This is a genomic window from Burkholderia sp. DN3021 (genome assembly GCF_049805555.1).
Taxonomy (GTDB): domain Bacteria; phylum Pseudomonadota; class Gammaproteobacteria; order Burkholderiales; family Burkholderiaceae; genus Burkholderia; species Burkholderia pyrrocinia_C.
In genome coordinates this window covers 15460-34139 of the sequence record NZ_JBNCAB010000016.1, presented here as the reverse complement: position 1 = coordinate 34139, position 18680 = coordinate 15460, and the positions used below count along the sequence as shown (strand labels likewise).

The window sequence follows — 18680 nt, the reverse complement described above, 5'->3', positions numbered from 1 at the left end:
GCGCCGATGAATACCCCATCCATTTTTGTGTTCTCCGTCGTCGAAATCAGACGACTAGAACCTTATGGGAACGCACGTAAAGGACGGGTCAAAGGTATCGGGGCGGATATAAAAAACGTGTAAACGCGAGGCGGGAGAAAAACGGACGCAGGACGGGCGGCGCCGCAGCGCCGCCCGCGAAGGCACGTGCCGGCGTGGCGCCGGCACGAAAGGAACGGTCAGGGAACGAGGATCGTCGAGCCGGTGGTCTTGCGCGCTTCGAGATCTTCATGCGCGCGGCCGACTTCCGCGAGCGGATAGCGCTGGTTGATGCTCGCCTTCACCTTGCCCGACAGGATCACGTCGAACAGCTCGGCGGCCGCGGCTTCGAGATCGGCGCGCTTCGCGATGTACGAGAACAGCGTCGGCCGCGTGAAGAACAGCGAGCCGCGCGACGAGAACTCCTTCGAGTCGATCGGCGGCAGCGGGCCCGACGCGTTGCCGAAGCTGACGAACATCCCGAGCGGCGCGAGGCTGTCGAGCGAGCCGATGTAGGTGTCCTTGCCGATCGAATCGTAGACGACCGGCACGCCCGCGCCGTTCGTGATCTCCTTCACGCGCTGCGTGAAGTTCTCGCACGTGTAGACGACCGGGTGGTCGCAGCCGTGCGCCTTCGCCAGCTCGGCTTTCTCGTCGGAGCCGACCGTCCCGATCACGGTCGCGCCGAGCGCCTTCGCCCACTGGCACACGAGCAGGCCGACGCCGCCGGCCGCCGCGTGGATCAGGATCGTGTCGCCGGCCTTCACCGGATACGTGCGGCGCAGCAGGTAGTGCGCGGTCAGGCCTTGCAGCATCACCGACGCCGCGTCGTCGTAGCTGATGCCGTCCGGCAGCTTCACGAGCCGCTCGGCCGGCATCACGCGCTCCTGCGCATACGCGCCCGGCGGCTGGCCGACATAGGCGACGCGGTCGCCGACCTCGAGCGCGCTCACGCCGTCGCCGACGGCCGTCACCTCGCCCGCCGCCTCCATCCCGAGGCCGCCGGGCAGCGGCTGCGGATAGAGGCCCGTGCGGAAATACACGTCGATGTAGTTGAGCCCGACCGCGTGCTGCCGGATGCGGACTTCGCCCGCCTTCGGCACGCCGACCTCGACATCGACCCACTTCATCACGTCCGGGCCGCCTGGCTGGTCGTATCGGATTGCTTTCGGCATCGTTTCGCTCCTCGTCTGTCAATCGGTCAGGAAAAATCCGGGTCGCCGATGCGCGGGTCGGCCGATTCATGCGGGAACCGGGCGGCAGGTGCGCGTCGCGACGCACGATTCTCGCGCGTCGCGGCCGTCCATGCATGGCCCTGCCGCCGGCATGGGCAATCGGGCGCAGCAAGCGCCTAGCAAACGTCCTGCATGTTCCGCGCCAGATCGTCGAGCAGCATCCGCGCGGTCGCGACGTTGGTCGCGACCGGCACGTCGTGCACGTCGCATGCGCGCACGAACGCGGTGATGTCGGGGTCGTGCGGCTGCGCGGTCATCGGGTCGCGCAGGAACACGACGAGGTCGACGCGGCCGTCGGCCAGTTCCGCGCCGATCTGCAGGTCGCCGCCGAGCGGTCCCGACAGCTTGCGCTCGACCTCCAGCCCGTGCGCGGCCGCGATGCGGCCGCCCGTCGTGCCCGTCGCGACCAGCCGGCATTGCGCGAGCGTCTCGCGAAATTGACCCGCGAGCGCGACGATCTCGTCCTTCTTCGCGTCGTGCGCAATCAGTGCGATGCGGGGTTTGCTCATCTCCGGTTCCTTCGTCGTTTGGTTTTTGTCGTGATCGTGATTTGGCGAGTGCGCGTCAGAACGTGCCCGGATACGCGCCGCCGTCGAGCAGCCAGTTCTGCCCGGTGATATAGCCTGCATGCACGCTGCACAGGAACGCGCACGCTGCGCCGAATTCCTCGCGCGTGCCGAGGCGGCCGGCCGGGATGTCCTTCGTGCGCCGCGCGCGCATTTCGTCGACCGTCACGCCCTGCGCCTGCGCCGACGCGGCGAGCGTGGTCGCGATCCGGTCGGTGTCGAACAGCCCCGGCAGCAGGCTGTTGATCGTCACGCCCTGGCCGGCGACCTTGCGCGACAGCCCCGCGACGAAGCCGGTCAGCCCCGAGCGCGCGCCGTTCGACAGCGCGAGCACGTCGATCGGCGCCTTCACGGCCGAACTCGTGATGTTGACGATCCGGCCGAAGCCGCGCGCGATCATCCCGTCGATGGTCGCGCGGATCAGCTCGATCGGCGTCAGCATGTTCGACTCGAGCGCGCGGATCCAGTCGTCGTGCGAGAAGTCGCGGAAGTCGCCGGGCGGTGGCCCGCCCGCATTGTTCACAAGAATGTCCGGCTGCGGGCACGCGGCGAGTGCGGCCGCGCGCCCGTCCGGCGTCGTGATGTCGCACGCGACCGCCGTGACCGACACGCCGGACGCCGCGCGGATCGCGTCGGCGGTGGCGTCGAGCGTGTCGCGCGTGCGCGCGACGATCACGAGGTTCACGCCCTCGGCGGCCAGCGCTTCCGCGCAGCCGCGCCCGAGGCCCTTGCTTGCCGCGCACACGAGCGCGGTCTTTCCTGCGATGCCGAGATCCATCGTCGATTCCCTGGTGGCGACGCGCGCCGGTGCGGCCCCGTGTCGCGCCGGTGGGCGGGCGAACGGGCGTGCGCGGCACGCGGATTGTCGTGAGACGTCGATAATATCCGGATCATGCGACGCGCCTTGGTAAAATTGCGGCCATGAGCGGCGGCCGGCCTGGCGCCGCCGTCGCCCCGATCCCCTTTTGCCGCCAAGGCGCCCCCGTCATGAAACAGGACAGCCGTTTCCCGAATCTCTTCATCCTCGATCACCCGCTGATCCAGCACAAGCTCACCCACATGCGCGACAAGGACACGTCGACGCGCACGTTCCGCGAGCTGCTGCGCGAAATCACGCTGCTGATGGGCTATGAGATCACCCGCAACCTGCCGATCACGACCAGACGGGTCGAAACCCCGCTCGTCGAGGTCGACGCGCCCGTGATCGCGGGCAAGAAGCTCGCGATCGTGCCCGTGCTGCGCGCGGGCATCGGGATGTCGGACGGCCTGCTCGACCTGGTCCCGTCCGCGCGCGTCGGCCACATCGGCGTGTACCGCGCCGAGGACCACCGCCCGGTCGAATACCTCGTGCGCCTGCCCGACCTCGAGGACCGCATCTTCATCCTGTGCGACCCGATGGTCGCGACCGGCTATTCGGCCGTGCATGCGGTCGACGTGCTCAAGCGCCGCAACGTGCCGGCCGCGAACATCATGTTCGTCGCGCTCGTCGCCGCGCCCGAGGGCGTGCAGGTGTTCCAGGACGCGCACCCGGACGTGAAACTGTATGTGGCTTCGCTCGACTCGCACCTGAACGAGCACGCGTACATCGTGCCGGGCCTCGGCGACGCGGGCGACCGCCTGTTCGGCACCAAGAACTGACGTGCCTGCACGGCCGCGCGGCACGCCGTCGGGTACCCCGCGGCAGCCTGCCCGGCCGTTCGGCCATGCGCGGCGGCCCCGATCCGACGGTCGCCGCGTGATAAAATCTCGATCCACTCGACACGCGCGGCCCCGCGGCTTCATGCCCGCCGAAACGGCCGCCGATTCAACGACACATTGGCACAATCGCCCGCGCAGCGCGCCCGGGCACGGAGAAAGGTATGGCTGGTCATTCGAAATGGGCCAACATCAAGCATAAGAAGGCAGCGGCCGACGCGAAGCGCGGCAAGATCTGGACCCGCCTGATCAAGGAAATCCAGGTCGCGGCCCGCCTCGGCGGCGGCGACGTCAGCTCGAACCCGCGCCTGCGTCTCGCGGTCGACAAGGCGGCCGACGCGAACATGCCGAAGGACAACGTCAAGCGCGCGATCGATCGCGGCGTCGGCGGCGCGGACGGCGCGAACTACGAGGAAATCCGTTACGAAGGCTACGGCATCAGCGGCGCGGCGATCATCGTCGATACGCTGACCGACAACCGCACCCGCACGGTCGCGGAAGTCCGCCACGCGTTCTCGAAGTTCGGCGGCAACATGGGCACCGACGGCTCGGTCGCGTTCATGTTCGATCACGTCGGCCAGTTCCTGTTCGCGCCCGGCACGTCGGAAGACGCGCTGATGGAAGCCGCGCTCGAAGCCGGCGCGAACGACGTGAACACGAACGACGACGGCTCGATCGAAGTGCTGTGCGACTGGCAGGAATTCTCGAAGGTGAAGGACGCGCTCGAAGCTGCCGGCTTCAAGGCCGAACTCGCCGAAGTGACGATGAAGCCGCAAAACGAAGTCGAATTCACCGGCGACGACGCGGCGAAGATGCAGAAGCTCCTGGACGCGCTCGAGAACCTCGACGACGTGCAGGACGTGTATACGAACGCCGTCATCGTCGAGGAATGAGATGCCGGCCGCCGTGCTCCTGTCGCGGCGGCGGCCCGACCGAATCCGCGGCCGGCGCGCCTGAGCGTGCCGGCCGCCCTGTTTTCTAGTCTGCGGGGAATCCCATGAAACTACTCGTCGTCGGTTCCGGCGGCCGCGAACATGCACTGGCGTGGAAGCTCGCGCAGTCGCCGCGCGTCCAGATGGTCTACGTCGCACCCGGCAATGGCGGTACGGCGCAGGACGAGCGTCTGAAGAACGTCGACATCACGTCGCTCGACGAACTCGCCGATTTCGCGGAAAGCGAAGGCGTCGCGTTCACGCTCGTCGGGCCGGAAGCGCCGCTCGCGGCCGGCATCGTCAACCTGTTCCGCGCGCGCGGCCTGAAGGTGTTCGGCCCGACCCGCGAAGCCGCGCAGCTCGAAAGCTCGAAGGATTTCGCGAAGGCGTTCATGAAGCGTCACGGCATCCCGACGGCCGACTACGAAACCTTCTCCGATGCCGCAGCAGCCCATGCTTACATCGACGCGAAGGGTGCGCCGATTGTCGTGAAGGCCGACGGCCTCGCGGCCGGTAAGGGCGTCGTCGTCGCGATGACGCTCGAAGAGGCGCATGCCGCCGTCGACATGATGCTGTCGGGCAACAAGCTCGGAGACGCCGGCGCGCGCGTCGTGATCGAGGAATTCCTCGACGGCGAGGAAGCGAGCTTCATCGTGATGGTCGACGGCAAGCATGCGCTGGCGCTGGCTTCCAGCCAGGACCACAAGCGCCTGCTCGACGAGGACCGCGGCCCGAACACCGGCGGCATGGGCGCGTATTCGCCCGCGCCGATCGTCACGCCGCAGATGCACGCACGCGTGATGCGCGAAATCATCATGCCGACCGTGCGCGGGATGGAGAAGGACGGCATCCGCTTCACGGGCTTCCTGTATGCGGGCCTGATGATCGACAAGGAAGGCAATCCGCGCACGCTCGAGTTCAACTGCCGGATGGGCGACCCGGAAACGCAGCCGATCATGGCGCGCCTGAAGAGCGATTTCTCGAAGGTCGTCGAACAGGCGATCGCGGGCACGCTCGACACGGTCGAGCTCGACTGGGACCGCCGCACCGCGCTCGGCGTCGTGCTGGCCGCGCACGGCTACCCGGACGCGCCGCGCAAGGGCGACCGCATCAACGGGATCCCGGCCGAGACCGAACAGGCCGTCACGTTCCATGCGGGCACGACGCTCGGCGACGGCGACAAGCTCGTGACGTCCGGCGGCCGCGTGCTGTGCGTGGTCGGCCTCGCCGATTCGGTGCGCGAAGCGCAGCAGCATGCGTACGACACGATCAACCAGATCAATTTCGAAGGCATGCAGTACCGCCGCGACATCGGTTTCCGCGCGCTCAACCGCAAGAGCGTGTGACGATCGCAACCGCCGCCCCGCCCTCGCGCGGCGGCCTCTCTGCCGGGGTTCGATAGAATGCCCGGCAGATGCCTTTTTTACGGCCCCCGCTTCGGGCGGGGGCACCCAGTCCAGACATGACCGATTCGACCTACGACGTGGCGCGCGTGCGCACGTACCTCCAGGGCCTGCAGGCACGCATCGCCGACGCGCTCGGCGCGCTCGACGGCACGCCGCTCGCGACCGACGCCTGGCAGCGCGGGCCGGCCGAGCGCCTGCGCGGCGGCGGCTGCACGCGGATTCTCGAAGGCGGCCGCGTGTTCGAACGCGCGGGAATCGGCTTTTCCGACGTCGCGGGCGACGCGCTGCCGCCGTCGGCGAGCGCGGCGCGCCCGCAGCTCGCGGGCCGCGGCTTCGAGGCGCTCGGCGTGTCGCTCGTGCTGCACCCGCGCAATCCGTACTGCCCGACCGTGCACATGAACGTGCGGATGCTGATCGCGACGAAACCGGGCGAGGATCCCGTGTTCTGGTTCGGCGGCGGCATGGATCTGACACCGGTTTACGGTTTCGAGGACGACGCGCGCCATTTCCACCAGGCCTGCAAGGATGCGCTCGCCCCGTTCGGCGCCGAGCTCTACCCGCGCTTCAAGAAATGGTGTGACGAGTATTTCTTCCTGAAGCACCGCAACGAGATGCGCGGCATCGGCGGGATCTTCTTCGACGATTTCTCCGAGCCCGGTTTCGAACGTTCGTTTGACATGATGCAAAGCGTCGGCGATGCGTTCCTGCAGGCCTACCTGCCGATCGTCGAGCGCCGCGCCGACCTGCCGTACGGCGAGCGCGAGCGCGACTTCCAGGCCTACCGCCGCGGCCGTTACGTCGAATTCAACCTCGTGTTCGACCGTGGCACGCTGTTCGGCCTGCAAAGCGGCGGCCGGACCGAGTCGATCCTGATGTCGATGCCGCCGGTCGCGAACTGGCGCTACAACTGGCAGCCCGAACCGGGAACGCCTGAAGCACGCCTGTACAGCGACTTCATCGTGCCGCGCGACTGGGTCTGAGCCCGCGCGCCCCGCTGCCACAAGAAAAGGACGCGTTTCTGGACACCACCGCCCGCCCCGCCCCGCTGCCGCGTCGTATCGGCTTGCTGGGCGGCACTTTCGATCCGATCCACGACGGCCATCTCGCGCTCGCGCGCCGGTTCGCCGAGCTGCTCGGCCTGACCGAGCTCGTGCTGCTGCCCGCCGGGCAGCCGTACCAGAAACGCGACGTGTCGGCCGCCGAGCATCGGCTCGCGATGACGCGCGCGGCCGCGGATTCGCTCGTGCTGCCGGGCGTGACCGTGACCGTCGCGACCGACGAGATCGAGCACGCCGGCCCGACCTACACGGTCGACACGCTCGCGCGCTGGCGCGAGCGGGTCGGCCCCGACGCGTCGCTGTCGCTGCTGATCGGCGCCGACCAGCTCGTGCGCCTCGATACGTGGCGCGACTGGCGCAAGCTGTTCGACTACGCGCATATCTGCGCGTCGACGCGCCCGGGCTTCGAGCTCGGCGCGGCGCCGTCGGAGGTTGCGCAGGAAATCACCGCGCGGCAGGCCGGCGCCGACGTGCTGAAGGCCACGCCGGCCGGCCGCCTGCTGATCGACACGACCCTCGCGTTCGACATCGCCGCGACCGACATCCGCGCGCACCTGCGCGAATGCATCGCGCGCCATGCGCAAATGCCCGACGCATCGGCCGAACATGTACCGGCCGCCGTATGGGCCTATATTCTTCAACATCGCCTTTACCACACCTGATTCCATGGATATTCGCAAACTGCAGCGCGTGATCGTCGACGCCCTCGAAGACGTCAAGGCGCAAGACATCAAGGTGTTCAACACCAGCCACCTGACCGAACTGTTCGACCGCGTGGTCGTCGCATCGGGCACCTCCAACCGCCAGACCAAGGCCCTCGCATCGAGCGTGCGCGACAAGGTCAAGGAAGCCGGCGGCGACATCGTCAGCTCCGAGGGCGAGGAAACCGGCGAATGGGTGCTGGTCGACTGCGGCGACGCCGTCGTGCACATCCTGCAGCCGGCCCTGCGCCAGTACTACAACCTCGAGGAAATCTGGGGCGACAAGCCCGTGCGGATGAAGCTCGGCGGCGGCAAGGGCCAGAATGGCTTCGCGACGGCCAGCGAAGACGACGAAGACGAGGAAGAAGCCGCGCCGGCCCGCCCGGCACGCAAGACGGCCGCCCGCCGCCGTTAAGTCGTCACGAATCGTCCCGATGAAGCTTTTCATCCTCGCGGTCGGCCACAAGATGCCGGGCTGGATCGCATCCGGCTTCGACGAATACACGAAGCGGATGCCGCCCGAGCTGCGCATCGAGCTGCGCGAGATCAAGCCCGAACTGCGTTCGGGCGGCCGTAGCGCCGAAAGCGTGATGGCGGCCGAGCGGCAGAAGATCGAGGCCGCGCTGCCGAAGGGCGCACGCCTCGTCGCGCTCGACGAGCGCGGCCGCGACTGGACCACGATGCAGCTCGCGCAGGCGCTGCCCGGCTGGCAGCAGGACGGCCGCGACGTCGCGTTCGTGATCGGCGGCGCAGACGGGCTCGATCCGGAACTGAAAGCACGCGCCGACGTGCTGCTGCGCATCTCGAGCATGACGCTGCCGCACGGGATGGTGCGCGTGCTGCTCGCCGAACAGCTTTACCGGGCGTGGAGCATCACGCAGAATCACCCCTACCACCGCGCATGACGTGTCGTCCTCGAGACGCGCGCCGCGCGCGCCCACCGAGATAACGACACCATGCCGTCCAGCACGTCCCCCGCGCTTTTCCCGATCCTTTACCTCGCTTCGCAAAGCCCGCGCCGCCAGGAGCTGCTGCAGCAGATCGGCGTACGCTTCGAGCTGCTGCTGCCGCGCCCCGACGAAGACGCCGAGGCGCTCGAAGCCGAACTGCCCGGCGAAGCCGCCGATGCGTACGTGCGGCGCGTGACCGTCGCGAAGGCCGAAGCCGCGCGTGCGCGCCTCGTCGCGAGCGGCAAGCCGGCCGCGCCGGTGCTGGTTGCCGATACGACCGTCACGATCGACAACGCGATCCTCGGCAAGCCGGCCGACGCCGATGACGCGCTCGCGATGCTGACGCGCCTCGCGGGCCGCGAACACGAAGTCCTGACCGCCGTCGCCGTGATCGACGCGCGCGGCGAACTGCTGCCGCCCGCACTGTCGCGCTCGTCGGTGCGCTTCGCGGCGGCATCGCGCGACGCATACGCGCGCTACGTCGAAACGGGCGAGCCGTTCGGCAAGGCCGGCGCGTACGCGATCCAGGGGCGCGCGGCCGAATTCATCGAGCGGATCGACGGTTCCCATTCGGGTATCATGGGTCTGCCCCTTTTTGAGACCGCGGCGCTGTTGCGTGCCGCGCGTGTCGCCTTCTGAATCCCACCATGAACGAAGAAATCCTGATCAACCTCACGCCGCAGGAAACGCGGGTCGCACTCGTCCAGCAAGGCGCGGTGCAGGAGCTTCACGTCGAGCGCACGCTGTCGCGAGGGCGGGTCGGCAACATCTATCTCGGCAAGGTCGTGCGCGTGCTGCCCGGCATGCAGTCGGCGTTCATCGACATCGGCCTCGAGCGCGCGGCGTTCCTGCACGTGGCCGACATCTGGCATCCGCGCCTCGCGGGCGAGCCGCAGTCGAACACGCCGCACCAGCCGATCGAGAAGACCGTGTTCGAAGGCCAGACGCTGATGGTCCAGGTAATCAAGGATCCGATCGGCACGAAGGGCGCACGGCTGTCGACGCAGGTCAGCATCGCGGGCCGCACGCTCGTCTACCTGCCGCAGGAACCGCATATCGGCATCTCGCAGAAGATCGAGAGCGAGGCCGAGCGCGAGGCCGTGCGCGCGCGCCTGACGGCCGTGATCCCGCCGGACGAGAAAGGCGGCTACATCGTGCGCACGATCGCCGAGGATGCGACCTCCGACGAGCTGGCCGGCGACGTCGCCTACCTGCGCAAGACATGGGCGACGATCGTCGCGCAGGCGCAGCGGCTGCCGGCGACGAGCCTGCTGTACCAGGATCTCGATCTCGCACAGCGCGTGCTGCGCGATTTCGCGAACGACGACACGACGCGCATCCAGGTCGATTCGCGCGAGACGTACCAGCGCCTCGCGGAATTCGCGGCCGAGTTCACGCCGGCCGTGAGCCCGAAGCTGCACCACTACACGGGCGAGCGGCCGCTGTTCGACCTGTACAACATCGAGACGGAGATCCAGCGCGCGCTGTCGCGCCGCGTCGACCTGAAGTCGGGCGGCTACCTGATGATCGACCAGACCGAGGCGATGACGACGATCGACGTGAACACCGGCGGTTATGTCGGCGCACGCAACTTCGACGACACGATCTTCAAGACCAACCTCGAGGCCGCGCACACGATCGCGCGGCAACTGCGGCTGCGCAACCTCGGCGGGATCATCATCATCGACTTCATCGACATGGAGAACGCCGAGCATCGCGACGCGGTGCTGTCCGAGCTGAAGAAGGCGCTGTCGCGCGACCGCACGCGCGTGACGGTCAATACTTTCTCGCAGCTCGGGCTCGTCGAGATGACGCGCAAGCGCACGCGCGAATCGCTCGCGCACGTGCTGTGCGAGCCGTGCCCGACCTGCCAGGGCAAGGGCCAGGTGAAGACCTCGCGCACCGTGTGCTACGACATCCTGCGCGAGATCCTGCGCGAATCGCGGCAGTTCAACCCGCGTGAATTCCGCGTGATCGCCGCGCAGCAGGTGATCGATTTGTTCCTCGACGAGGAATCGCAGCATCTCGCGATGCTGATCGACTTCATCGGCAAGCCGGTGTCGCTGCAGGTCGAGTCGAACCTGAGCCAGGAGCAGTACGATATCGTGCTGATGTAGGGTTCCGCCCATCCGCCGCCGGCATCGCCGCGCGGCGCTTCGATGCGGCGCCCGGGCCGCTCGCGCATCCCGCGCCAGCGCCCGCCGCCGCCCTTTCACTTACCCTTTTCGCATTCATCACGCACCATGAGCCAAGGCCACAACCGCCGCCAACGCAAGAAACTCCACATCGGCGAATTCCAGGAACTCGCGTTCAACGCGACCGCGCATTACCGCAACGAGATGACCGACCTCGAACGCGGCGAACTGATCGACGCGTTCATCGACTTCGTCGAAGCGAACGGGCTGCTGACCGTCGCGTCCGCGGACGAAGGCATCGGCGCCTATGTGATCTCCGGCGCACCGCGCGGCACGACGACCGACGCCGATCGCGAGATCGTGCGCGGCTGGCTGGCCGCACGGCCGGAACTGACCGACGTCAAGGTCAGCGAATTCACCGATGCGTGGTATCCGGACGCCTGACTTTCCGGTTTCGCCCTGCATCGGGCAGCGCCCGCGCCGGCCCGCCATGACGGCGGGCCAGGCCGGCGCCTGTATGCCCCGCCTTCTCTTCAGCCTCCCTTACCCGTCTCCCGACACCCGCGCAACCGGCACCGGCTCGCACGATTCACGCCGTGTCGACCGTGACTACCCCCGATCAGGCGCCGCGGCCGCATCCTCGACCGTCGTTCGGCGTCCCCCGCCCCGCCCCCGATCCCTTCCTTTTCCCGACAGTCCGCCTCCAATCGGCCATCGAAATCGGTCCTGAAAGCAAGACACGTTAAACTCTCACCTCGCGTGGTGCGCCGCCCGCACCCGCCATCCATCGCCAGCCGCGTGCCCTCGGGCCGCCCCCGACCCATGGAGTGAGTGTCAATGAGCGGCGGACTTCCGTTTCCCGCATCCCGCAAGTCGTTTCCGTCGTCGACGGTCTTCCTGATTCTCGCCGCCGCCGTGCTGCTGTCCGGCTGCGGGCTGCTGCCGACCCAGAATCCGCCCGCGCCGATCAGCGAGGCGCTCGTCGAGCCCGTCGAGGAAACCGCCGGCGAGCCGCTGACGATGCCGCCCGTGCCGGCGCCGACGCAGCCGGAGGAACCGGAAGCGCCGAAGAAGCCGCACCGCGAGGTGACGCGGCCGAAGCCGGTACAGCGCCCCGAATCGCCGACGCCGCCCCCGCCGCCACCCGCGCCGCTCGTCGCGACGCGCGTGCTCGACCGCACCCAGATCCATGCGCTGCTCGACAGCGAAGTCGCGCGCCGCAACGGCAAGGTGATCGGCCGCGCGATCGACATGGTGACCGACGCGAACGGCAAACCGCGCGAGATGATCGTCAACCTGCAGGGCTTCATGGGCGTCGGCGACCGCAAGGTCATCTTCCCGTGGAACGTGTTCCGCTTTACGCCGGGCGGCAAACAGGAGCCGATCGTGCTCGACGTGCCGTCGGGCGACCTGCCGCCCGCCGCGCGGCCGAAGGCCGTGCCGCTGTCGGGCTCCGCCGCGGCATCGCCCGCGACGCGGCTGCCGATGCTCGACAGCGATGTCGAGCGCCCGAACGGCACGAAGATCGGCCGCGTCGTCGACGTGCTGATCGACCGCGCCGCGCAGCCGCAGGCCGTCGTGCTCGACCTCGGCGGGCTCGTCAATACCGACCGCCGCTCGATCGCCGCGAACTGGGCCGCGCTGCGCTTCGTCACGCGCGACAAGGCGCTGCATCCGCAGCTCGACCTGAACGACGCGCAGATCAAGGCGTCGCCGCCCTACGCGGCCGACAAGCCGATCGTCGCGGTCTCGCCGCCGCCCCCTGCCGCCGCCGCGCCGGCTTCGTCTGCGAGTGCCACCCGATGACGATCAAGCATTCCGTCAGCGTTCGCAGTCTGCGGTCTCTCGACTGGCTCAACTTTTTCGTTGCAAACGTTCAAACCGGGTTCGGTCCGTTCATCGCGTCCTACCTCGCGTCGCACAAGTGGACGCAGGGCGAGATCGGCATGGTGCTGTCGATCGGCACGATCAGCGCGATGGTCAGCCAGGTGCCGGGCGGCGCGGCCGTCGATGCGCTGAAGAACAAGAAAGGCGCGGCCGCGTGGGCGATCGCGGCCATCATCCTGTCCGCGGTGCTGCTCGCGTCGAGCCCGACGATCGTGCCGGTGATCGCCGCCGAGGTGTTCCACGGGTTCGCGAGCTGCATGCTCGTGCCGGCAATGGCCGCGATCTCGTTCTCGCTGGTCGGCCGCGCCGACCTCGGCGACCGGCTCGGCCGCAACGCGCGCTGGGCGTCGATCGGCAGCGCGGTCGCGGCGGGCCTGATGGGGCTCACCGGCGAATACTTCTCCGCGCGCGCGGTGTTCTGGCTGACCGCGGTGCTGGCGCTGCCCGCGCTGTTCGCGCTCGCGATGATCCAGCCGACGCACGAGGTGATTCCGCAGTCGTCGAAGCCCGACGATCACGACGAAGGCGAGCACCGCGAAACGCTGCTCGAACTGCTGCGCGACCGCCGGATGCTGATCTTCGCGGCGTGCGTCGTGCTGTTCCACCTGTCGAACGCGGCGATGCTGAACCTCGCGGCCGGCGAAGTCACGGCCGGGATGGGCGAGAACGTGCAGCTCGTGATCGCCGCGTGCATCATCGTGCCGCAGGCGATCGTCGCGATGCTGTCGCCGTGGGTCGGCCGCTCCGCGCAACGCTGGGGGCGCCGGCCGATCCTGCTGCTCGGCTTCTCCGCGCTGCCGGTGCGCGCGCTGCTGTTCGCCGGCGTGAGCAGCCCGTACCTGCTCGTGCCCGTACAGATGCTCGACGGCATCAGCGCGGCCGTGTTCGGCGTGATGCTGCCGCTGATCGCGGCCGACGTCGCGGGCGGCAAGGGCCGCTATAACCTGTGTATCGGGCTCTTCGGGCTCGCGGCCGGGATCGGCGCGACGCTCAGCACGGCCGCGGCCGGCTACGTCGCCGATCACTTCGGCAACACGGTCAGCTTCTTCGGGCTCGCGGGCGCGGGTGCGCTCGCGGTGCTGCTGGTCTGGCTCGTGATGCCCGAAACGCGCGTCGAGAACGGCGATGCAGCGACCGACGAGCCGGCCGCCGCATCGCCCGAACAGGCGCATTGAGGGCGGCGCGCCGCCGTTACCCGCTTCTTGGCCAACTCATGATGGATACGATCAGGACACTCAACGAAGCCCGCCAGCAGATCCAGCAGTCGGTCTTCGATCTGTTCAAGGGGCTGACCTTCGGCGAGCGTTTCGTGCAAGGCGTGCTGATGGCCATCCAGGCCGTCTGCGGCGCATGCCTCGCGTACACGATCGGACGTGCGCTGCACACCGAGCAGGCCGTGTGGGCGGCGGTCACCGCGATCGCCGTCACGCAGCACAACTACTCCGACACGATGTCGCTGTCGCGCGACCAGTTCGTCGGCGCGATGATCGGCGGCGTGCTCGGCTTCGCGGGCGCCGCGCTCGGCGGCGATCGCCTCGTCGCCTATGCGCTCGCGGTCGCGCTCACGGTCGTCTGCTGCTGGTGCCTGAACGTCGGCAGCGCGGCACGGCTCGGCGGCGTGACCGCGACGATCGTGCTGCTGTTTCCGGGCAACGGCCCGCTGTGGGACATTCCGCTGATGCGGCTCGGCGAGGTGACGCTCGGCACCGTATGTGCGCTCGGCGTGTGCTGGGGGATGTCGAGAATCGAGCGGCGCTGGTTCCGCCGCGCGGCGGCAAAGTGACGCGGCTGCCGGGCGCGGGCCCGGCAACCGGATAAACGGCGGGAAACGTTACTCGCCGATCTGCAGCACGATGCCCGAGCCGATCTGCACGAGCAGGTGATCGCCGCCCACGCCGACCCAGTGATAGCCGCGCGGCGGCGGGCTCAGGTGGTAGCCGCGCCAGTCGTCGATCACGTACTGGCGGTCGCGGAATTCGCTGGGCAGCCGGTCGCCCTTGTGCCAGTCGCGGCGCGGCTGGTCGGCCCAGCGCGGCGGCACGTCGTCCTCGCGGTGCATCGCCTGGCCGGGCGGCAGATGTTTCGGGCCATGGCCGCGATGCATGCCGCGGTTGTCGTGGTTGTCGTGATCCTGCGCCATCGCGGCCGGCGCGGCGAAACCCGCCGCGATCAGCGCGGCCAGCATCATGCAGTGCATCTTCTTCATCGTGCCTTCCCTCCGTGTTGTCACGTCGTAGCAAACGACCGGGCCTGCCCAATCAAGACTAGCACACCGGTTTGACGCGAACGGAACGCGCGTCACGCCGCCTGCTGCTGGTACTGGATCCGGTGCAGGTGCGCGTAGAGGCCGCCGTGGCGCAGCAGTTCGTCGTGGCTGCCCTCTTCGACGATCTTGCCGGCCTCGAGCACGAGGATGCGGTCCGCACGCTCGATCGTCGACAGCCGGTGCGCGATCACGAGCGTCGTGCGGCCTTCCATCAGCCGTTCGAGCGCGGCCTGCACGTGGCGCTCCGATTCCGAATCGAGCGCCGACGTCGCTTCGTCGAGGATCAGGATCGGCGCGTCCTTGTAGATCGCGCGCGCGATCGCGAGCCGCTGGCGCTGGCCGCCGGACAGCCGCATCCCGTTGCCGCCGACGAGCGTGTCGAGCCCGTCGGGCATCGCGGCGACCGCGTCGGCGAGGTTCGCGGCCTCGAGCGCGGCCTGCACGCGCGCGCGGTCGGGCGTCTGCCCGTATGCGACGTTCGCGGCGATCGTGTCGTTGAACAGCACGACGTCCTGGCTGACCATGGCCATCTGGCTGCGCAGCGCGTGGAGGTCGTAGTCGGCAACCGGCACGCCGTCGACCAGGATCGCACCGTCCGTCGGGTCGAAGAAGCGCGGCAGCAGGTTCACGAGCGTGGTCTTGCCGCTGCCGGACGGGCCGGCGAGCGCGATCATTTCGCCCGGCGCGACCTTGAACGAAATGCGGTCGAGCGTCGGCCGCTCGGCCGCGCCGTAGTCGAACGACACGCCGCGGAACTCGATCTCGCCGCGCGCGTGCGGCAGCAGCCGCCCGCCGCCCTGCGGCTCGGCCGGCTCGTCGATCAGCCCGAAGATCAGCTCGGCCGCCGTCATCCCGCGCTGCAGCGGCTGGTTGACGTCGATCAGGTGCTTGAGCGGAGAAATCACCAGCAGCATCGACGTGACGAACGCGACGAAGCCGCCGACCGTCGTCTGGTCGTTGGTCGACTGCACGACCGCGATCGTGATCACGACCGCGAGCGCGATCGACGCGAGGAACTGCGTGAGCGGCTGCGCGAGACCGCCCGAGATCGTCATGCGCATCGCGTAGCCGCGCAGGCGCTTGCTCATCGACGCGAAGCGGTCCATCTCGTACGCTTCGCCGTTGTGCACCTTGACGACCTTGTAGCCGCCGACCGTCTCCTCGACGATGTACGACAGTTCGTTGGTCAGCGTCTGGTGCTCGCGGTTCAGGCGGCGCAGGCGGCGGTTGATCTTGCTGACGAGCCAGCCGATGCCGGGCAGGATCACCGCGACGATCAGCGTGAGCCGCCAGTTCAGGTAGAACAGGTAGCCGAGCAGGAAGATCACCGTCAGCGAATCGCGCACGAGCGTGACCATCACGCCCGTCAGCACCGACAGGATCTGGTTGACCTCGAACACGATCGCGTTGATCACCGTGCTCGCGGTTTCGCGCTGGAAGAACGACGCGCCGGTATGGATCATCCGCTGGAACATCTCGAGCCGCAGTTGCAGCAGGATGCGGTTCGAAACGTAGTTGAGCAGGTAATTCGATGCGTACTGCGATACGCCACGCACGAGCGCGAGGCCGATCACCGCGATCGGCACGTACCATTTCGCGCGGTCGCTGCCGTGCACGCCGAAACCGTGGTCGAGCAGCGGCTTGAGCAGCGCCGGAATGCCGGCTTCGGTGGCCGCGACGACGCCCATCGTCATCACGGCGAGCACCACGATGCCGATGAGCGGCCGGATGTACGGCCACAGGCGCTTCAGGACCGTGACCGGCGAGGTGCCGGTGCCGTCCATCGGTTTGCGGAGAGTGTTCTGGGTTTCCAAGGCAATCCTTCTTGAGCCGCGATGCGGCGCCCGGCGCGTGGCCGCCCGGGATTTCGCCCCTGTCGGGCGGGTGCCGAAAAGGGCTCAACATTATAGCCGCACCGCCCTCGCCGGCACGGTCATGGCCGATGCGGCCGGCGGCCGGGCCGCGGGTATACTGCCGCTCACCGTTTTCTCCGCCTTTCCGACGATTTCATGGCTGAACCCTCCCTCGGCGTCGCCCTCATCGCCCTCAACGCGTCCGCGCGGCTCGCCCAGTGCCTCGATGCGCTGTCGTTCGCCGACGATGTCGTCGTCATCGACGGCGGCAGCACCGACGATACCGTCGCGATCGCGCAGGCGCACGGCGCGCGCGTGATCGTCGAGCGCGACTGGCCGGGCTTCGGCCCGCAGAAGAACCGCGCGCTCGACGCGCTCGGCACCGACTGGATCCTGTCGCTCGATACCGACGAAATCGTCAGCCCGGAGCTCGCGCAGTCGATCCGCGACGCGATCCGCGCGCCGGCCGCGCAGGTCTATGCGCTGGACCGGCTGTCGAGCTTCTGCGGCCAGTGGATCCATCACAGCGGCTGGTATCCGGACTGGGTGCCGCGCCTGTTCCGGCGCGGCGCCGCGCGTTTCTCGGACGATCTCGTGCACGAGCGCCTCGTGTTCGATACCGCCGCGCAGCGCCTGCCCGGCAAGCTGATGCACTACTCGTACGAGGATTTCGAAACCGTCGTGCGCAAGCTCGACGCGTATTCGACGGCCGGCGCGCGCCAGCGCCGCGCGGCCGGCCAGCGCGGCGGCTTCGGCAAGGCGCTCGCGCGCGGCGCCTGGGCGTTCGTGCGCACCTACGTGCTGCGGCGCGGGTTCCTCGACGGCCGCGCGGGCTTCATGATCGCCGTGTTCAACGCGGAAACCGTTTATTACCGCTTCCTGAAGCTCGGCCACGAACCGGCGCGCTGAGCGCCCGCCCCTGCGCGCCGCCGGCAAGCGGCCGGCCCGGCGTTACAATGCCGGGCTGCCCGCGCCGCGCGTGCCCGCCCAGACGGCTGCACCGCGCGCCGCCCGCCACGACGACCACCGAATCCGACCGCCATGTTCTCCATCATCATCCCGACCTGGAACAACCTGCCGTACCTCAAGCTCGTCGTCGACAGCCTGCGCCGCCACTCCGCGTACGATCACCAGATCATCGTGCACGTGAACGACGGCTCGGACGGCACGCTCGACTGGGTGCGCAGCGAAGGGATCGAGCACACCGCGTCGCCGACCAACATCGGCATCTGCCATGCGGTGAACCTGGCCGCCGCGCGCGCGACGCGCGACTACGTCGTCTACATGAACGACGACATGTTCTGCTGCCCCGGCTGGGACGCGGCGCTCGTGCGCCGCATCGAACAGATGCCGACCGACCTCTTCATGCTGTCGGGCACGATGATCGAGCCGGTCGACACGCGCAACCCGTGCGTCGTCGTCAGCAATTTCGGCCGCGATGCCGAGCATTTCGACGCGGCGGGCCTCGTCGAAGCGACCCCGCGGCTCGCGCGCGCGGACTGGCTCGGTTCGACCTGGCCGCCGACGCTCGTGCACCGCGACTGGTGGAACCGCATCGGCGGCTACAGCAGCGAGTTGTCGCCCGGCATGAGCAGCGACAACGACTTCTCGATGAAATTCTGGGACGCCGGCTGCCGGATCTTCCTCGGTGTCGGCGACAGCCTCGTCTACCACTTCCAGCAGAAGAGCACGGGCAAGATCGTCAAGAACGACGGCCGCCGCCAGTTCCTGAACAAATGGGGCATGACCCAGGCGACGTTCGACCGCTACTACCTGCATCGCGGCGAGCCGGCCGGCACGCGCATCGCGCTCGACACGCCGGCAGTTGCTGGGCGCCTGAAGCGCGCGCTGCTGCGCTCGCGGATCAAGCGCGCGTTCAGCTGATCGGGCCCCTAAAACGGCACAGAAACGCTGCCTGCTTCGCGTATACTGCGCCGTTCGTCCCGGAGCTCCCGCCGGGACGCGCGGCGCGAGCACG

At 68.5% G+C, this 18680-nt stretch carries 20 protein-coding genes; 15 read left to right on the top strand and 5 right to left on the bottom strand.

Annotated elements, in window-relative coordinates; translation table 11 throughout:
* Positions 1 to 218: 218 nt before the first annotated feature.
* The 3 genes from ACPUER_RS10915 to ACPUER_RS10905 form a co-directional block, all read right to left on the bottom strand.
* Positions 219 to 1193, bottom strand: coding sequence for a quinone oxidoreductase family protein (locus ACPUER_RS10915; protein WP_425131077.1), 975 nt, complete (start codon positions 1191 to 1193; stop codon positions 219 to 221).
* A gap of 176 nt (positions 1194 to 1369) precedes the next feature.
* Entirely contained in the window at positions 1370 to 1762 is a 393-nt protein-coding gene (locus tag ACPUER_RS10910; RefSeq protein WP_425131076.1) for a methylglyoxal synthase, read from the bottom strand.
* Positions 1763 to 1817: 55 nt separating this feature from the next.
* On the bottom strand, positions 1818 to 2597 hold the full coding sequence (locus ACPUER_RS10905) for an SDR family oxidoreductase (RefSeq protein ID WP_072440755.1): 780 nt from the start codon (positions 2595 to 2597) through the stop codon (positions 1818 to 1820).
* Positions 2598 to 2806: 209 nt separating this feature from the next.
* On the opposite strand from ACPUER_RS10905, the gene upp reads away from it, so the two are divergent.
* The 13 genes from upp to ACPUER_RS10840 all read left to right on the top strand — a co-directional run bounded on the left by upp (position 2807) and on the right by ACPUER_RS10840 (position 14366).
* Positions 2807 to 3457 (top strand): uracil phosphoribosyltransferase, encoded by a 651-nt coding sequence (gene upp / locus ACPUER_RS10900; RefSeq protein WP_034184848.1) that lies wholly within the window; start codon positions 2807 to 2809, stop codon positions 3455 to 3457.
* Positions 3458 to 3678: 221 nt separating this feature from the next.
* Positions 3679 to 4407, top strand: a complete 729-nt coding sequence (locus tag ACPUER_RS10895) for a YebC/PmpR family DNA-binding transcriptional regulator (RefSeq protein ID WP_175962865.1) — start codon at positions 3679 to 3681, stop codon at positions 4405 to 4407.
* Between the two features lie 104 nt (positions 4408 to 4511).
* Positions 4512 to 5792 (top strand): phosphoribosylamine--glycine ligase, encoded by a 1281-nt coding sequence (gene purD, locus ACPUER_RS10890; protein WP_034184846.1) that lies wholly within the window; start codon positions 4512 to 4514, stop codon positions 5790 to 5792.
* A 116-nt stretch (positions 5793 to 5908) separates the two neighbouring features.
* Positions 5909 to 6832, top strand: coding sequence for an oxygen-dependent coproporphyrinogen oxidase (gene hemF, locus ACPUER_RS10885; RefSeq protein WP_425131075.1), 924 nt, complete (start codon positions 5909 to 5911; stop codon positions 6830 to 6832).
* A gap of 14 nt (positions 6833 to 6846) precedes the next feature.
* A complete protein-coding gene (locus ACPUER_RS10880; protein ID WP_310139059.1) occupies positions 6847 to 7572 on the top strand; it encodes a nicotinate-nucleotide adenylyltransferase in 726 nt (241 codons plus the stop codon).
* A 4-nt stretch (positions 7573 to 7576) separates the two neighbouring features.
* Positions 7577 to 8026: a ribosome silencing factor gene (gene rsfS / locus ACPUER_RS10875; protein WP_034184843.1), complete on the top strand. Its 450-nt coding sequence runs from the start codon at positions 7577 to 7579 to the stop codon at positions 8024 to 8026.
* Positions 8027 to 8045: 19 nt separating this feature from the next.
* The gene (gene rlmH / locus ACPUER_RS10870; protein WP_006484265.1) at positions 8046 to 8516 is read left to right on the top strand and encodes a 23S rRNA (pseudouridine(1915)-N(3))-methyltransferase RlmH; all 471 of its coding nucleotides are present in this window, start codon (positions 8046 to 8048) and stop codon (positions 8514 to 8516) included.
* 51 nt (positions 8517 to 8567) lie between these two features.
* Entirely contained in the window at positions 8568 to 9200 is a 633-nt protein-coding gene (locus ACPUER_RS10865) for a Maf family protein (RefSeq protein WP_425131074.1), read from the top strand.
* Positions 9201 to 9208: 8 nt separating this feature from the next.
* Positions 9209 to 10678: a ribonuclease G gene (rng, locus tag ACPUER_RS10860; protein ID WP_072440765.1), complete on the top strand. Its 1470-nt coding sequence runs from the start codon at positions 9209 to 9211 to the stop codon at positions 10676 to 10678.
* 126 nt (positions 10679 to 10804) lie between these two features.
* The gene (locus tag ACPUER_RS10855) at positions 10805 to 11140 is read left to right on the top strand and encodes a YggL family protein (RefSeq protein ID WP_034184839.1); all 336 of its coding nucleotides are present in this window, start codon (positions 10805 to 10807) and stop codon (positions 11138 to 11140) included.
* 393 nt (positions 11141 to 11533) lie between these two features.
* Positions 11534 to 12502 carry a PRC-barrel domain-containing protein gene (locus ACPUER_RS10850; RefSeq protein WP_425131073.1) on the top strand — a complete coding sequence of 323 codons (969 nt, stop codon included), beginning with the start codon at positions 11534 to 11536 and terminating at the stop codon, positions 12500 to 12502.
* Entirely contained in the window at positions 12499 to 13758 is a 1260-nt protein-coding gene (locus tag ACPUER_RS10845) for an MFS transporter (RefSeq protein ID WP_175962862.1), read from the top strand. The genes ACPUER_RS10850 and ACPUER_RS10845 overlap by 4 nt, the downstream gene beginning before the upstream one ends.
* 41 nt (positions 13759 to 13799) lie before the next feature.
* Complete coding sequence (locus tag ACPUER_RS10840) at positions 13800 to 14366, top strand: FUSC family protein (RefSeq protein WP_175962918.1); 567 nt, start codon at positions 13800 to 13802, stop codon at positions 14364 to 14366.
* 48 nt (positions 14367 to 14414) lie between these two features.
* On the opposite strand, the gene ACPUER_RS10835 is transcribed toward ACPUER_RS10840, so the two are convergent.
* Together ACPUER_RS10835 and msbA are read right to left on the bottom strand one after the other, a co-directional pair.
* A complete protein-coding gene (locus ACPUER_RS10835) occupies positions 14415 to 14789 on the bottom strand; it encodes an RcnB family protein (RefSeq protein WP_425131072.1) in 375 nt (124 codons plus the stop codon).
* A gap of 92 nt (positions 14790 to 14881) precedes the next feature.
* Positions 14882 to 16633, bottom strand: a complete 1752-nt coding sequence (gene msbA / locus ACPUER_RS10830) for a lipid A export permease/ATP-binding protein MsbA (protein WP_244137381.1) — start codon at positions 16631 to 16633, stop codon at positions 14882 to 14884.
* 225 nt (positions 16634 to 16858) lie between these two features.
* On the opposite strand from msbA, the gene ACPUER_RS10825 reads away from it, so the two are divergent.
* Positions 16859 to 17611 (top strand): glycosyltransferase family 2 protein, encoded by a 753-nt coding sequence (locus ACPUER_RS10825; protein WP_175962859.1) that lies wholly within the window; start codon positions 16859 to 16861, stop codon positions 17609 to 17611.
* A 132-nt stretch (positions 17612 to 17743) separates the two neighbouring features.
* Complete coding sequence (locus ACPUER_RS10820) at positions 17744 to 18586, top strand: glycosyltransferase family 2 protein (protein ID WP_105390997.1); 843 nt, start codon at positions 17744 to 17746, stop codon at positions 18584 to 18586.
* Positions 18587 to 18680: the final 94 nt, after the last annotated feature.